The 16,441-nt window shown below is 67.5% G+C and carries 11 protein-coding genes; 5 read left to right on the forward strand and 6 right to left on the reverse strand.

Going from position 1 to position 16,441, the window contains the following annotated elements; translation table 11 throughout:
- Positions 1-65: 65 nt before the first annotated feature.
- The 4 genes from gltB to QN239_RS14395 all read left to right on the forward strand — a co-directional run bounded on the left by gltB (position 66) and on the right by QN239_RS14395 (position 8,502).
- On the forward strand, positions 66-4,622 hold the full coding sequence (gltB, locus tag QN239_RS14380; protein WP_499011269.1) for a glutamate synthase large subunit: 4,557 nt from the start codon (positions 66-68) through the stop codon (positions 4,620-4,622).
- Complete coding sequence (locus tag QN239_RS14385) at positions 4,615-6,129, forward strand: glutamate synthase subunit beta (protein WP_267293075.1); 1,515 nt, start codon at positions 4,615-4,617, stop codon at positions 6,127-6,129. Before gltB ends, QN239_RS14385 begins: the two co-directional genes overlap by 8 nt.
- Before the next feature lie 63 nt (positions 6,130-6,192).
- Positions 6,193-7,614 (forward strand): pyruvate kinase, encoded by a 1,422-nt coding sequence (gene pyk / locus QN239_RS14390; protein ID WP_499011272.1) that lies wholly within the window; start codon positions 6,193-6,195, stop codon positions 7,612-7,614.
- Between the two features lie 24 nt (positions 7,615-7,638).
- Entirely contained in the window at positions 7,639-8,502 is an 864-nt protein-coding gene (locus tag QN239_RS14395; protein WP_499011275.1) for an acyl-CoA thioesterase II, read from the forward strand.
- On the opposite strand, the gene QN239_RS14400 is transcribed toward QN239_RS14395, so the two are convergent.
- The 6 genes from QN239_RS14400 to QN239_RS14425 all read right to left on the reverse strand — a co-directional run bounded on the left by QN239_RS14400 (position 8,499) and on the right by QN239_RS14425 (position 15,346).
- The gene (locus QN239_RS14400) at positions 8,499-8,990 is read right to left on the reverse strand and encodes a DUF4190 domain-containing protein (RefSeq protein ID WP_499011277.1); all 492 of its coding nucleotides are present in this window, start codon (positions 8,988-8,990) and stop codon (positions 8,499-8,501) included. The genes QN239_RS14395 and QN239_RS14400 overlap by 4 nt on opposite strands.
- Before the next feature lie 14 nt (positions 8,991-9,004).
- On the reverse strand, positions 9,005-10,522 hold the full coding sequence (locus tag QN239_RS14405; RefSeq protein ID WP_499011280.1) for an ATP-binding cassette domain-containing protein: 1,518 nt from the start codon (positions 10,520-10,522) through the stop codon (positions 9,005-9,007).
- Complete coding sequence (cydD, locus tag QN239_RS14410; RefSeq protein WP_499016781.1) at positions 10,500-12,098, reverse strand: thiol reductant ABC exporter subunit CydD; 1,599 nt, start codon at positions 12,096-12,098, stop codon at positions 10,500-10,502. The genes QN239_RS14405 and cydD overlap by 23 nt, the downstream gene beginning before the upstream one ends.
- A 20-nt stretch (positions 12,099-12,118) precedes the next feature.
- A complete protein-coding gene (cydB, locus tag QN239_RS14415; protein WP_187096038.1) occupies positions 12,119-13,159 on the reverse strand; it encodes a cytochrome d ubiquinol oxidase subunit II in 1,041 nt (346 codons plus the stop codon).
- A 10-nt stretch (positions 13,160-13,169) separates the two neighbouring features.
- The gene (locus tag QN239_RS14420) at positions 13,170-14,618 is read right to left on the reverse strand and encodes a cytochrome ubiquinol oxidase subunit I (RefSeq protein WP_499011283.1); all 1,449 of its coding nucleotides are present in this window, start codon (positions 14,616-14,618) and stop codon (positions 13,170-13,172) included.
- A gap of 104 nt (positions 14,619-14,722) precedes the next feature.
- Entirely contained in the window at positions 14,723-15,346 is a 624-nt protein-coding gene (locus tag QN239_RS14425) for an HdeD family acid-resistance protein (RefSeq protein WP_499016782.1), read from the reverse strand.
- A 181-nt stretch (positions 15,347-15,527) separates the two neighbouring features.
- On the opposite strand from QN239_RS14425, the gene QN239_RS14430 reads away from it, so the two are divergent.
- Positions 15,528-16,430, forward strand: coding sequence for an ABC transporter substrate-binding protein (locus tag QN239_RS14430; protein ID WP_499011286.1), 903 nt, complete (start codon positions 15,528-15,530; stop codon positions 16,428-16,430).
- Positions 16,431-16,441: the final 11 nt, after the last annotated feature.

Genomic DNA, 16,441 nt, shown 5'->3' on the forward strand with positions numbered 1-16,441 from the left:
GATACACTGACGTTTCGGGCCGACGCAGTCCCTCGACACCATCTCGAAGACTGCGAGGTAGTCAGTTGCTGTTCTCGGCACTTCCCAAAGCACAGGGTCTCTACGACCCGGACAACGAGTCCGATTCGTGTGGCGTCGCCATGATCGCCGACATTCGCGGACGTCGTACCCACGGCATCGTCTCCGATGGCCTGACAGCTTTGGAACATCTCGAACACCGCGGTGCGGCCGGGGCCGAGCCCAACAGCGGTGACGGTGCCGGCATCCTGCTGCAGCTGCCGGTGGAACTGCTCCGCGCGGTGGTCGATTTCGCGTTACCCGCACCGAACGCGAACGGTGAGAACACCTTCGCCGCCGGTATCTGCTTTCTGCCGCAGGATCCGGTCGAGCGCACGGCCGCCCGCGAACGCATCGAGACCCTCGCCGCCGAGGAAGGCCTGGAAGTGCTCGGCTGGCGCGAGGTTCCGGTCGATCCGGCCGGTGCCGATGTCGGCACCACAGCGGTCAGCTGTATGCCGTACATGTCGCAGTTGTTCGTCGCGGCACCCGAGCGTGCCGGCACCCGGCTCGGCGGCCTGGACCTGGACCGGCGGGTCTACCCGCTGCGCAAGCGCGCCGAGGCGGGGGATGTCTACTTCCCGTCGCTGTCCAGCCGCACCATGGCCTACAAGGGCATGCTCACCACCATGCAGCTGCCGCAGTTCTTTCCGGACCTGCGCGACGAACGGTGTACCAGTGCCATCGCCATCGTGCACAGCCGCTTCTCCACCAACACGTTCCCGTCCTGGCCCCTGGCGCACCCGTTCCGATTCGTCGCCCACAACGGCGAGATCAACACCGTCCGCGGCAACCGGAACCGCATGCACGCCCGCGAGGCCAAACTCGCCAGCGCCCTCATTCCCGGTGACCTGAGCCGGCTTTCGCCCATCTGCTCCCGTGACGGTTCGGACTCCGCCTCATTCGACCAGGTGCTCGAGCTGCTGCACCTGGGCGGGCGCAGCCTGCCGCACGCGGTGCTGATGATGATCCCCGAGGCGTGGGAGAACAACACCACGATGAGCCCGCAGCGCCGGGCCTTCTGGCAGTTCCACGCGTCGCTGATGGAGCCGTGGGACGGTCCGGCCTGTGTCACGTTCACCGACGGCACCGTCGTCGGTGCGGTACTGGATCGCAACGGATTACGGCCCGGGCGCTGGTGGCGCACCATGGACGACCGCATCATCCTGGCCAGTGAGAGCGGTGTGCTCGACATCCCCAGCGGCGAAGTGGTGGCCAAGGGACGCCTCGAGCCCGGCAAGATGTTCCTGATCGACACGGCGGCCGGCCGCATCGTGTCCGATGACGAGATCAAGGATCAGATGGCCTCGGCCGAGGCGTACGGCGAGTGGTTGCATTCCGGCCTGCTCGATCTGAGCACCCTGCCGGATCGGGTTCGGGTGCAACCGAATCACGAGTCCGTGGTGCGCCGTCAGGTGTCCTTCGGGTACACCGAGGAAGAGTTGCGCATCCTGCTCACCCCGATGGCCGCCTCCGGCGGCGAACCACTCGGCTCGATGGGCACCGATACCCCGACCGCGGTGCTCTCACAGCGGTCCCGGCTGCTCTACGACTACTTCGTGGAACTGTTCGCGCAGGTCACCAACCCGCCGCTGGATGCCATTCGGGAGGCGGTCGTCACGTCCATGGGACGGGTGATGGGTCCCGAGCAGAACCTGTTGGAGCCGAGCGCCGCCTCGGTGCGCCAGATCATGCTGGGCTGGCCGGTGCTCGACAACGACGAGCTCAACAAGATCGTGCACATCAACGACGACGGTGAACATCCGGGCCTGCGGACTGCGGTGCTGCGCGCACTCTACGACGTCGAACGCGGTGGCGAGGGCCTGGCCGAGGCGCTGGAGGACCTGCGCGCCCGCGCCTGCGAAGCGATCGCGAAAGGTGCTCGCACACTGGTGATATCGGACCGCGACTCCGACCACACCAGGGCGCCCATCCCGTCGCTGTTGGCCGTCTCGGCGGTGCATCACCACCTGGTCCGTACCAAGGAACGCACCGGGGTAGGGCTGGTGGTGGAAAGCGGTGACGCCCGCGAGGTTCACCACATCGCCATGCTCATCGGTTTCGGTGCCGCCGCGGTCAACCCGTACCTGGCCTTCGAATCCATCGAGGACCTGATCCGCGAGGGTGAACTGACCGGAATCGAGCCAGCCACCGCGGTGCGCAACTACCTCAAGGCGCTCGGCAAGGGCGTCATGAAGGTGATGAGCAAGATGGGCATCTCGACGGTGGCGTCGTACACCGGCGCCCAGGCGTTCGAGGCCATCGGCATCGACCGTGAGGTCATCGATGAGTATTTCACCGGGACGCCGATGCAACTCGGCGGTGTGGGACTGGACGTGCTCGCCGAAGAGGTCCGATTCCGGCACCGTCGTGCCTACCCGGAGAACCCCACCGAGCGTGCCCACCGGCGGTTGTCGGTGGGCGGTGAGTACCAGTTCCGCCGGGACGGCGAACTGCACCTCTTCACCCCGGAAGTGGTTTTCCTGCTGCAGCATTCGACCCGTACCGGCCGCAGCGACGTCTTCGCCCAGTACTCGGAGGAAGTGAACCGGCTCAACCGCGAGGGCGGCGCGCTGCGCGGGCTGTTCGAGTTCAAGAAGGGCGTGCGGCCGCCGGTGGCGCTGGAGGAGGTCGAACCCGTCGACTCGATCGTGGCCCGGTTCAACACCGGGGCGATGAGCTACGGGTCGATCTCGGCGGAGGCGCACGAGACCATGGCCATCGCGATGAACAACATCGGTGGCCGGTCCAACTCCGGTGAGGGCGGCGAAGATGTCGACCGGCTGTACGACCCGAAGCGGCGCAGTGCGGTCAAACAGGTGGCCTCGGGCCGGTTCGGGGTCACCAGCGATTACCTGGTGAACGCCACCGACATCCAGATCAAGATGGCCCAGGGCGCCAAGCCCGGTGAAGGCGGCCAGCTTCCGGGCTACAAGGTGTATCCCAATGTCGCCAAGACCCGGCATTCCACACCGGGAGTGGGTCTCATCTCGCCGCCGCCGCACCACGACATCTACTCGATCGAGGATCTGGCGCAGCTCATCCACGATCTGAAGAACGCCAACGACCAGGCCCGGATCCACGTCAAGCTGGTCAGCTCGGTCGGTGTCGGCACCGTCGCCGCCGGGGTGTCCAAGGCGCATGCCGATGTGGTGCTGATCTCCGGTTATGACGGCGGCACCGGTGCGGCGCCACTGACCAGCCTCAAGCACGCGGGCGCGCCCTGGGAGATCGGCTTGGCCGACACTCAGCAGACGTTGGTGCTCAACGGTTTACGTGATCGCATCACGGTGCAGTGCGACGGTGGGATGCGCACTGCCCGCGATGTCATGGTCGCGGCGCTGCTCGGGGCCGAGGAGTACGGTTTCGCGACCGCACCCCTGGTCGTCGCGGGCTGCATCATGATGCGCGTCTGTCACCTCGACACCTGTCCGGTGGGCGTGGCCACCCAGAACCCTGAACTGCGGGCCCGGTTCAACGGCAAACCCGAGTTCGTGGAGAACTTCTTCCGGTTCATCGCCCAGGACATCCGTGTCTATCTCGCCGAGCTCGGGTTCCGCAGCCTCGACGAGGCGATCGGCCGGGTGGAGATGCTCGACACCGCGCAGGGTGTGGCGCACTGGAAGAGCCGCGGCCTGGATCTGAGTCCGATCTTCGTGCAGCCGACCGATGCCCACGGCGCCAAGCTGCCCCAGCGCCGGCGGCTGCGGGATCAGGATCACGGTCTGGATCAGGCGCTCGACCAGACGCTGATCCAGCTCGCCGAAGGCGCGTTGGAGGACGCCCACCCGGTCCGGCTGGAACTGCCGGTGCGCAACGTCAACCGCACCGTGGGCACACTGCTCGGCGCAGAGGTGACGCGGCGCTACGGTGCCACCGGTCTGCCCGATGACACCATCCATGTCACCCTCACGGGGTCGGCGGGGCAGTCGATCGGCGCGTTCCTGCCGCCCGGGGTCACCCTCGAACTCGTCGGTGATGCCAACGACTATGTGGGCAAAGGCCTTTCCGGTGGACGGGTGATCGTCCGGCCACCGGATGACGTGCTGTTCCTGCCCGAGGACAACGTGATCGCCGGCAACACGCTGGTGTTCGGCGCCACCTCGGGTGAGGTGTTCCTGCGTGGACGGGCAGGGGAGCGGTTCTGCGCCCGCAACTCCGGTGCGCTGGCGGTCGTGGAGGGCGTGGGTGATCACGCCTGCGAGTACATGACCGGCGGCCGCGTGGTGGTGCTCGGTGACACCGGCCGCAACATGGCGGCCGGGATGTCCGGCGGGATCGCGTTCGTCCTGGGTCTGGATCCGGCGAAGGTGAACCCCGAAATGGTCGAATTGCAGCATCTCGAACCCGAAGACCTGACCTGGTTGCACGACGTGGTCGCCCGGCACGCCCAGTTCACCGACAGCACGGTGGCGCGGTCACTGCTCTCGGACTGGCCCCGGCGCAGTGCCGAGTTCACCAAGGTCATGCCGACCGACTACCAGCGTGTCCTGCAGGCCACCCGGATGGCGAAAGCCGAAGGGCGCGACGTGGATACCGCGATCATGGAGGCTAGCCGTGGCTGATCCCACTGGATTCCTGAAAGTCACCAAACGCGAAGCGGCCAAACGCTCCGTCGACGAGCGCGTCGGCGACTGGCGCGAGGTCTATGAGTCGCAGGAACCACGCAAGCGGGCCGCCGAGGTGTCCCAGCAGGCGCGGCGCTGCATGGATTGCGGTATCCCGTTCTGCCACTCCGGCACCGCGGGATGCCCGCTGGGCAATCTCATCCCGGAATGGAACGACCTGGTGCGCCGCGGCAGGTGGGATGCCGCCAGTGATCGGCTGCACGCCACCAACAACTTCCCGGAGTTCACCGGGCGGTTGTGTCCGGCGCCCTGTGAGGCGGCGTGCGTGCTGTCCATCTCCGACGAGCAGACCGGTGGCAGCGTCACCATCAAGCGGATCGAGCAGACGATCGTCGACCAGGCCTGGCTGGCCGGCACCGTGGAACCGCAGCCCTCGGCCATCTCGACCGGTAAGAGCGTCGCGGTCGTCGGGTCGGGACCTGCGGGTCTCGCTGCGGCGCAACAGCTCACCCGGGCCGGCCATCACGTCACCGTGTACGAACGCGATGATCGGATCGGCGGACTCATGCGCTACGGCATCCCGGAGTACAAACTCGAGAAGTCGACGCTCAACCAGCGCCTGACCCAGATGCGGGCCGAGGGAACGCGTTTCGTCACCGACTGCGAGGTGGGTGTCGATCTCACGGTGGACCGCCTGCGCGCGGAGTACGACGCCGTGGTGCTGGCGGTGGGTGCGTTACGCGCGCGCGACAACCAGGTCGAGGGCCGTCATCTGGACGGGGTGCACCTCGCGATGGAACACCTGGTGCCGGCCAACAAGGAGTGCGAGGGCGACGGCGCCTCGGGTCTGTCCGCGGCGGGTAAGCACGTGGTGATCATCGGCGGCGGGGACACCGGTGCGGACTGCCTGGGCACCGCCCACCGGCAGGGCGCGATCTCGGTGACCCAACTCGACTACAACCCGGAACCACCGGAACTCCGTGACGAATCCGTGAGCCCGTGGCCGACCTGGCCACTGGTGCTGCGGACCTCGCCCGCGCACGCCGAGGGCGGGGCGCGGCGGTTCGAGGTCGCCGTGCAGCGCTTCATCGGTGACGGGGCCGACGGCACCACCGGCAATCTGCGCGCCATGGAGATCGCCGAGGTCAAGGTCGAACGCGACGAGAATGGCCGCCGGATCATCACACCGGTCGGCGAGCCGATGGAGATCCCGTGCGATCTGGCGCTGCTGGCGATCGGATTCGAGGGTGTCGAACACATGGCCCTGCTGGACGGCCTGGACCTGTCGCTGACCAGACGCGGCACCGTGTCGTGCGGTTCGGACTGGCAGACGGACGCGCCCGGGGTGTTCGTCTGCGGGGACGCCCACCGCGGGGCCTCGCTGATCGTGTGGGCCATCGCCGAGGGCCGCAGCGCCGCGCATGCGGTCGACGCGTTCCTGATGGGGGAGTCGGATCTGCCCGCGCCGGTGCGACCGGGAACCCTGCCGCTGGCCGTCGTGTGAGACCCCTGTGTGAGACTCCGTCTGAATGGTCATCTGAATCGATCATGACTATGCTCACGTGACGTGAATAGACGCGGAAAGATCGTCTGTACCCTCGGCCCGGCGACGGGCACCGAGGAAATGGTGAAGGCCCTGGTCGAAGCCGGAATGGACGTCGCGCGGCTGAACTTCAGCCACGGCGAGCACTCCGATCACGAAGGCAACTACAAGCGGGTCCGGGCTGCCTCGGACGCCGCCGGTCGAGCGGTCGGCATCCTCGCCGACCTGCAGGGACCCAAGATCCGGCTGGGCCGGTTCGCCACCGGCGCCACGTTGTGGCAGGCCGGTGAGACCATCCGGATCACCGTCGAGGACTTCATGGGCACCCATGACCGGGTGTCCACCACGTACAAGCAGCTCGCCAATGACGCCTCTCCCGGCGACCGGCTGCTGGTCGACGACGGCAACGTCGGACTCGTGGTCGAGCATGTCGACGGCAACGACGTGGTCTGCACCGTCACCGAGGGTGGCCGCGTCAGCAACAACAAGGGCCTCTCCCTGCCCGGGATGAACGTCTCGGTGCCCGCGCTGTCCGAGAAGGACATCGCCGATCTTGAGTTCGCGCTCAACCTCGGCGTCGACCTGATCGCGCTGTCCTTCGTGCGGTCCCCGGCCGATATCGAGCTGGTGCACGAGGTGATGGACCGGGTCGGGCGCCGCGTCCCGGTCATCGCCAAGCTGGAGAAGCCCGAGGCCGTCGACAACTTGGAGGCCATCGTGCTGGCCTTCGACGCGATCATGGTGGCCCGCGGCGACCTGGGTGTCGAGCTCCCGCTGGAAGAGGTGCCGCTGGTACAGAAGCGCGCCATCCAGATGGCCCGCGAGAACGCCAAACCCGTCATCGTCGCGACCCAGATGCTGGAGTCGATGATCGACCACTCGCGACCCACCCGCGCGGAGGCATCCGATGTCGCCAACGCCGTGCTGGACGGTGCGGACGCCGTCATGCTCTCGGGTGAGACCTCGGTGGGCAAATACCCGCTGGAAACGGTGCGCACCATGGCCCGCATCGTGGCCGCGGTCGAGGACAACTCCACGGCGGTGCCGCAGCTCACCCACACGCCGCGTACCAAGCGGGGCGTCATCTCCTACGCCGCACGCGATATCGGGGAACGCCTCGACGCCAAGGCGCTGGTCGCGTTCACCCAGTCCGGTGACACCGTGCGCCGGCTGGCCCGGCTGCACACCCCGCTGCCGCTGCTGGCGTTCACCCCGCTGCCCGAGGTGCGCAGCCAGCTCGCCCTGACCTGGGGCACCGAGACGTTCATCGTCCCGCACATGCAGACCACCGACGACATGATCAAGCAGGTCGACGAGTCGCTGCTGGGGCTGGGCCGCTACAAGCGCGGCGACCTGGTGGTCATCGTCGCAGGTGCCCCGCCGGGCACAGTAGGCTCGACCAACCTGATCCATGTGCACCGGATCGGCGAGGACGACCACGCTTAGGGTGTAGAGAAACCGGGGGGACTTTTGTCGGCGGAGCACCTTCAGGAACTGCTGACGGTCCTTGATCTCACCCGGGTGGGCGAGGATGCGTTCACCGGAACGCATCCGAGCCTGAACCCCGTTCGCACGTTCGGCGGCCAGATGATGGCGCAGGCGTTCGTCGCGGCCAGCCGCACGGTGCCCGAACACCTGCCGCCGACCACGTTGTCGATGCACTTCATCGCGGGTGGCGATCCGGCCAAAGATCTGGAATTCCAGGTGGTTCGGTTGCGCGACGAACGACGGTTCGCCAATCGCCGCGTGGATGTCACCCAGGACGGGGTGCTGCTGGGCACCGCCCTGGTGTCACACCTGGCCGGTGGCAGCGGACTCGAGCACAACGTTGCGCTGCCCGACGTGCCGCATCCGGCGACCCTGCCCACCATCGACGACTTGCTGATCGGCTACGAGGAGACGGTGCCGCTGTTCGTCGCCGCGCTGAAACCCATCCAGTGGCGGTACACGAACGACCCGGCGTGGGTGATGCGCGACAAGGGCGAGCGGTTGGAGCACAACCGGGTCTGGCTGACCGCCGACGGCCCGATGCCCGACGATCCGGTGCTGCATGCCGCGGCGCTGGTGTATTCGTCGGACACCACGGTGCTGGACCCGATCATCACCCGGCACGGCCTGTCCTGGGGTTTCGATCGGATCTTCGCGGTGACGATGAACCACACGGTGTGGTTCCACCAGCCGGTGCGGTTCGACGAGTGGATGCTGTACGCCACGTCGTCGCCGGTGGCGGCCGACTCGCGCGGCCTGAGCAACGGTCACTTCTTCCGCGGCGACGGTCAGATCGTGGCGACGGTGATGCAGGAGGGCATCATCAAGTACTTCCCGCCTCGTTAGGGCGTGGGCGTGATCGTCACCCCGTAGTCCGTCTCGATCTTGTCGCGCATGTTGTTCTCGCACTGCAACTGGGCGGCCCGGTCGTTGCCGGCCTTCTGCATGCAGTCCACGTAGTCACCGACGCCCAGCTGGGAGAAGAAGCCGATCCAGACCGGGATGAACACCAGCCCGAGCACGATCGCCAAGGCGCCCAGCACGATTCCGGAGAGCGCCAGCCCACCGTTGGTGGCCTCGCCGCGTTTGACGCGACCCCGTGCCGCGAACCCGATGATCAGGGCGACCAGCCCGAGGATGATGCCACCGGCGATGGTCCAGGAGAACAGCAGTCCCATGACGGCCAGGACCAGTGCGGCGATACCGAGTCCGTTACGCGGACCGATCGGTGGTGGGCTGTAGCCGGCGTAGGGCTGCGGGGGAGGCGGGGGATAGGGGCCCTGACCCGGATACTGCTCGCCGTACTGTCCGCCGTACGGCCCATAGGAGCTCATGGATGGGAGGGTACTCACTGATCTGGTGTGCCGCGTAACTTCACCGTCGGAGCGCCGATGTCCGCGGGCAGGTGGTGCGTGGCGACGACGACGGTGCGTTCGCGGGCGAAGAGTTCACCGGGGGTGAGCAATCCGCGCAGCAGCCGGTCGCTGTCGGTCTCGTCCAGGTGCTCGGTCGGCTCATCGAGCAGCACGACGGGGAAGTCCGAGATCAACGCGCGGGCCAACAGCAGGCGCCGGCGCTGTCCGGCGGAGACGGCCGCTGCGCCGCCGGTCAGGATGGTGCTCAGCCCGTCGGGCAGCCGGTCGAGCCACTCCCGAAGTCCCACCCGGTCCAGTGCCGCCAGCAGTTCCCCGTCGGTCGCATCCCCGCGAGCCACCAGCAGGTTGTCCCGCACGGTGGTGTCGAACAGGTGCGCGTCTTCGGCGAAAAATGCTGCAGTCAGGGGACTCTCGGGATATTCGTCGGCAATTCTCATGAGCATGGTGGTTTTTCCGCATCCGCTCGGTCCCACCACGGCCAGCCGGTCGCCGGGTTCGAGCTCCACCTCCGGGGTGGCGGGCCGCTGCCGGCCGTCGGGAACCGGCGCGACGATATCGCCGATCCGGCCGGCTGCCAGCCGGGCGCGTACCACGGCCACGGCTGCGGCCGGAAGTGCGGTGGTCGCCTCGAACGCCGACAACGGCACCAGCATGAGGATGGCCAGCGTGGTCGGTGCGGTGACGGGGGCCATGGTGATGCCGATGAAGGCCGCGGCCAGGACCGCCGCGCCGACGGCGGCGGTGGTCGCGGCGGCGGCCAGCGCGGCGGGCGCCGCCGAGCGGTCCAGTTCGCGCCCCCAATCACGTTGCCGCCGATCGGATTCGGCGATCACCTCGGGGAGCCGGCCGCACACCCGCAGTTCGGCGGCGTGTTCCAGGGCTAGGACGGCGGCGGTGTCGCGAGCGCTGTGTTGGTCGGCGGCGAGCTGTTCGGCGGCGTTCGACGCGCGGGCCGCCAGCCACGGCGCCAGCACCCCGGCCACCAGCAAGCAGCCGGCCAGCACCGCTGCGGCAGCGGGCGAGATCAGTCCGATGATGGTGATCCCGGCTGCCGACAGCAGTACCGCGACGCAGATCGGCAGCACCGCCCGCGCCAGCACATCGGCGAGTTCGTCGACCGAGCTGCCCAGGCGCGCCACCAATTCGCCGCTGTGCAATCGCAGGGCGGTGTCCTGTGGCAATTGGGTCAGCCGGCGGTACAGTCCGGCCCGGGCATGGCCGGCCGAGCGCAGCGCGACGTCGTGGATGGTCAGCCGTTCGCAGTAGCTGAACACGCCCCGCGAAATGCCCAGTGCGCGCACGGCGACCACCGCGACGCTGAGGTCCAGCACCGGCGGCATCTGCCAGGCCCGGGTGATCAGCCAGGCCGACACCGTCGCCAGGGCCAGTGCGCTGCCCAGGGCGAGGGTGCCGAACAGCACGGCCAGGGCCAGCCGCGGCAATCGTGGCCGCAGCAGGCTCAGCACCTCACGAGGGGACACTGAGGGCACCTCCCACGGTGACCACCCGGTCGGCCACGGCCAGCACCGGCGTCCGATGGGCGATCACCAGCACGGTGGCGCCCTGTCGGGCGCGCTCCGTTATCGCCTCCAGTACCCGGCTTTCGGTTCCGGCGTCCAGGTGCGCGGTCGGTTCGTCGAGTAGCAGCACGGGTGCGGTCGACCCCAGCGCGCGCGCCAGGCCCAGCCGCTGCCGCTGGCCCAGCGACAACCCCACCCCGCCGCGTCCGATCACCGTGTCCAGGCCGTCGGGCAGGACGGCGAGCACATCGTCGAAACCCGCTGCGCGGCAGGCCTTGTCGATATCGGCCAGCGGCCCGAACAGTTCCAGGTTGCTCCGCACCGTGCCGGGCAGCAGGACCGGTCGCTGTGGCAGCCAACAGACCTGCGGCCACCACGTCGGCAGATCGGCGTCGGCGATATCGGTGTCGCCGATGAGCACCCGGCCCGACGAGGCCGGGGACAGACCCAGGATCACCTCGAAGGTGGTGGACTTGCCGCTGCCGTTGGGCCCGGTGAGCACGGTCACCTCACCGGGAATCGCGGTGGCGCTCAGCCGGTCCGGTGCCGGGCCGTCGCGCCTGACGACGGTCAGCTCGTCCAGCCGGATGGTGCCGGCGTGCGGGGTGAGGTGCCCGGGGCTGCGTTCGGGAGCGGCAACCTGCAGGCGCAGCGCCGCGTCGGCGGCGGTCCTACCGTCCTGCGCGGCGTGGAACTGGACACCCACCCGGCGCAACGGCCAGAACACCTCGGGGGCCAGCAGCAGTGCGGTCAGCCCGGCGGCCAGCGTCACCTCGCCGAACACCAACCGCAACCCGACGCTGACGGCGACCAGTGCGACGCCCAGGGTCGCGAGCAGCTCCAGGACGGCGGCCGACAGGAAGGCGATTCGCAGGGTGGCCATCGCCGAACGGCGATGCGCGGCAGCCAGTTCGGCGATCCGATGGGTCGGCCCGCCGGCTCGGCCCAGGGCCCGCAGGGTGGGGATCCCGGCGACCAGGTCGAGCAGCCGGGACTGCAGCGTCGTCATCGCCGCCAGCGCGGCCGCGGAGCGATCCGCGGTGAGCCGGCCGATGAGGATCATGAACAGCGGGATGAGTGGCAGCGCGATCGCGACGATGACGGCGGCCTGCAGATCGGCGACGGCGATCACGATCACCGTGAGCGGCGTGAGTATCCCGGCCAGGACCGCCGCGGGCAGATACCCGGTGAAGTACGGGCGCAACCCATCCAGCCCGCGGGTGAGGATCACCGCGGCCTCGTCGCGGACCGAGGCCAGCTCGTGCGGGGCTCGGGCGGTCACCGAGCGCAACACCTCGGCGCTGAGTTCGCCGATCACCGCCGTTGCGGCCCGCTGGCTGAGCCGGGCCTGCAGCCATGATCCGGCGGTGCGCACGGCCCACAGCCCGGCCAGGATCAGGAGTGGCCACGACCAGTGCGCGACGGTGCGCGACGCCGGGTCGGTGATCACCCCGGCCACCAGATGGGCGAGCACCCAAGCCGACGCCACGGTGGCACCGCCGATCAGCACCCCGCACGCCGCGGATGCGACGAGGTAGCGCCGCATGGCGGGGGAGGATCGCAGTGTCACGGCAGGCGCGGTGACAGTCCCGCGGGGTCGGGGATGCGGTCGGCCGAGATACGCTGCCGGAACACCCAATAGGTCCAGGCCTGGTAGGCGATGACCAGGGGGGTGACCAACACCGCGGCCCAGCTCATGATGGTCAGGGTGTAGGGCGTCGACGAGGCGTTGTGGATGGTCAGGCTCCACGCCGGATCCAGGGTGGAGGGAATGAGATTCGGGTACAGGCAGCCGAATATGAGCACCACCACCGAGGCGATCACCGTAGCCGTGGCCGCGAATGCCCAGCCGTCCCCACCGCGGCTCCACACCAGCATGACCGCGCCCAGCTGTGCCACCACGGCGACACCGAGCACCAGCCAGGTCCAGTCCTTGCCGTACGCCAGCTGAGTCCACAGGCCGAAGCCGGCGACGATCACCGTGACGGGCAGAGCGAGCCGGATGGTGAACTTGGTCGCGTCATCACGCACGGCGCCTTCGGTTTTCAGCGCCAGGAACACGGCCCCGTGGAACAGGAAGAGGCCGCATGTCGCCAGCCCGCCGAGCAGGGTGTACGGGTTCAGGGCGTCGCTGACGGAGAGGTGGATCTGATGGTCGGCATCCACCGGCAGGCCCCGCAGCAGGATGGCGAAGGCGACGCCCCAGAGCAGCGCGGGCACCCATGATCCGACGGCGATGCCGATGTCGGCCCAGCGCCGCCAATTCGGGTCGTTGATCTTCCCGCGCCATTCGATGGCGCAGATACGCATGATCATCGACAGCAGGATGGCCAGCAGCGGCAGGTACAGGCCGGAGAACATGGTGGCGTACATACCGGGGAAGGCCGCGAACATCGCCCCGCCCGCGGTGATCAGCCATACCTCGTTGCCATCCCAGACGGGGCCGATGGTGTTGAGGACTGCGCGGCGGTGCTTTTCGGGGTCACCTGAAGAAACTCGCCCGAACACCGCCATCAGCATCCCGACGCCGAAGTCGAAACCTTCCAGCACCAGGAAGCCGATGAACAGCACGGCCAGGATGATGAACCAGAACGTCTGCAGGTCCATGGTGCACCTCCTAGTAGGCGAACGACAGCGGCGCGACGTCGTCCTCGCCGGGTGGTGTGGGTGGGACGGGTTCGCTGTCGTGCTCGAGTGGCCCTTCGACGACGTAACGCCGGATCAGGAAGAACCAGATCACCGCGAGCGCCGCGTAGAGCGCGGTGAACAGGATCAGCGACAGCCAGACCGTGGCCGCGGAGTTGTGGGACACCCCTTGTTGCACGGTGAGCCGCACCAGCTGGTCGCCGGTGGGGTTGGGTGCCACCACCCAGGGCTGCCGGCCCATCTCGGTGAACACCCAGCCGGCGCTGTTGGCCAGGAACGGGGTGGGCAGGGTGAGCAGTGCGAACCACGCGAACCAGCGTTGCCGCGGTATTCGTCCACCCCTGGTGAGCCACAGCGCGGTGAGTGCGAAGAGCATCGGCACCGCCATGAATCCGATCATCGCGCGGAAAGACCAGTAGGTGACGAACAGGTTCGGCCGGTAGTCACCGGGACCGAACTTCTCCTGGTAGCTGTCCTGAAGATCCTTGACGCCGTCCAGCTTGACGCCGGTGAACTTGCCTTCGGCCAGGAACGGCAGCACATAGGGCACCTCGATGAGGTGCGTGACGCTGTCGCAGTTGTTGTGCGTGCCGACGGTGAGAACGGAGAACTTCGGGTCGACTTCGCTGTGGCACAACGATTCCGCCGACGCCATCTTCATCGGCTGTTGTTGGAACATCAGCTTGCCCTGGGCGTCACCGGTGAAGAACAGGCCGGCCGCGGAGACGAAGGCGATCAGACAGCCCACGATGGTCGCCGGACGGTACATCGTGCGTGCTTCATCCGAGTCGGGGGTGCGCACCATCCACCATGCGCACACCCCGGCCACGAAGGTTCCGGCCACCAGGAACGCGCCGGCGACGGCGTGCGGGAACGCCGCCCACGCCGTGTTGTTGGTGAACAGGGCACTGATGCTGGTCAATTCGGCGCGGCCGGTCTCGGGGTTGTAATGCGCGCCGACCGGGTGCTGCATGAACGAGTTGGCCGCGATGATGAAGAACGCCGAGGCGTTCACGGCGATGGCGACGATCCAGATACAAGCCAGGTGCACCAGGCGGGGCAGCCTGGTCCAGCCGAAGATCCACAGCCCGAGGAAGGTCGATTCGAAGAAGAAGGCGACCAGGCCCTCCAAGGCCAGCGGCGCCCCGAACACGTCGCCGACGAATCGGGAGTATTCGCTCCAGTTCATCCCGAACTGGAACTCCTGGACGATGCCGGTGGCCACGCCCAGGGCGAAGTTGATCAGGAACAGCTTCCCGAAGAACCTGGTGAGGCGGTACCACGCGGTATTGCCGGTGATGACCCACACCGTCTGCATCACCGCGATGAGCGGGGCAAGCCCGATCGTGAGCGGGACGAAGATGAAGTGGTAGACGGTGGTGATCCCGAACTGCCATCGCGACACGTCCAACGCGTCCATGTGCACCAACTCCCCGGGCTGCGGGTCTCTCTACGGCTCTGTAGAACTACGACACACTGTAGTAGCTGAGGGTCCGCATGCGTGGAAAACGTGGTGCAGACAACTCATGACGACGTCTGAGCCGGGTCCTGGCTCAGACCTCCGCCCAGCGCCTCGGTCAGTTTCTTGGAGGTCGACCGGATGCCGAAGGCGGTGACGACCTCCATCAGACCGATGACCACCAGCCAGATGCCGGTCACCAGGGCCAGCGTGGCGATCGAATCGAACGGCGAGGCCAGCACGACGATGCCGGCGATCAGGCTGATGACGCCGACGAAGATGTTCCAGCCCCGGCCGGGCAGGGTGGGGTCGCTGATCGCCGAGACCGCGGTGGCCACACCCCGGAACACGAACCCGATGCCGATCCAGATCGCCAGCAGCAGTACGGCGTCGTAAAGGTGGCGGAAAGACAACACGGCCAGGATCACCGATGCCGCGCCGCTGATGAACAGCAGTACCCGGCCGCCGGCCGACACGTGCAGGCTGAATGCGAAGATCACCTGCGCGATACCGGTGATCAGCAGATAGGCGCCGAAGAAGCTGGCTGCGACGACGATCGAGATCTTCGGCCAGGCGAGCACTGCGGCGCCGAGTGCCACCGCGAGAACGCCCGAGACAAGGGTGGATTTCCACAGGTGAGGCAGCAGGCTTGGGGGAGCGACGGTTGTCATAGGCGCAGTCTCCCACAGCGTCAAACACCGCTGGACGATTACGGCACACCATGATCAGAAGATCGTTAACCTTCGGTTACCGGCGCTGCGAGCTGGGGCCACTGTGGTTAACGTCTTCGCCTTGGGGCACAAAGATGTCGGAAGTCGACGCAGGTGGATGACCACCGACGAGGAAAGAGGAAACGTGTCAGTTGGATGTATGAGTCGCCGGACCAGGGTGTGGCGCGTTGCGGCGGTATTCGTCGCCACGGGTGCGCTGGCCCTGTCGGGTTGCGCCAAGAACGAGGACTCCGCCGCACCGTCCTCCACGACCAAGGCCGCGTCGGCGGAGAAGGTCGAATCCATCGCCAACACCGTTCCCGAGGCGATCAAGTCGTCCGGCAAACTCGTGGTGGGCGTGAACATTCCGTACGCCCCCAACGAGTTCAAGGATGAGACCGGCAAGATCGTCGGCTTCGACGTCGACCTTGTCAACGCGATCGCGGCCACGCTGGGGCTGCAGGCGGAGTTCCGCGAGTCCGATTTCGCCAAGATCATCCCCGCGGTGCAGGGTGACACCTTCAACATCGGGATGTCCTCGTTCACCGATACCAAGGAGCGGGAGCAGGCGGTCGATTTCGTCACCTACTTCTCGGCCGGTATCCAGTGGGCCCAGCCGAAGGGCGGCTCGATCGACCCGAACAACGCCTGCGGCAAGAAGGTGGCGGTGCAGGCCACCACCACCGAGGAGACCGACGAACTGCCCGCCAAGAGCAAGGCGTGCACCGATGCCGGCAAACCGGCCATCGACATCCTCAAGTTCGACAGCCAGGATGCCGCGACCAACGCGGTGGTGCTGGGCCAGGCCGACGCCATGTCGGCGGACTCCCCGGTCACGCTGTACGCCATCAAGCAGAGCAACGGCAAGCTGGTGACCGCCGGGGAGACCTTTGAATCCGCGCCCTACGGCTGGCCGGTGAAGAAGGGCTCGCCGCTGGCGCAGTCCCTGGTGCAGGCGCTGCAGCATCTGATCGACAACGGCACCTACAAGCAGATCGCCGCCAACTGGGGTGTCGAGCCGGGCATGATCGACAAACCGGTGATCAACGGAGCGATCAACTGACCACAACCGAT

It is taken from the genome of Mycolicibacterium sp. Y3, assembly GCF_051188035.1.
Classification (GTDB): Bacteria; Actinomycetota; Actinomycetes; order Mycobacteriales; family Mycobacteriaceae; genus Mycobacterium; species Mycobacterium fluoranthenivorans.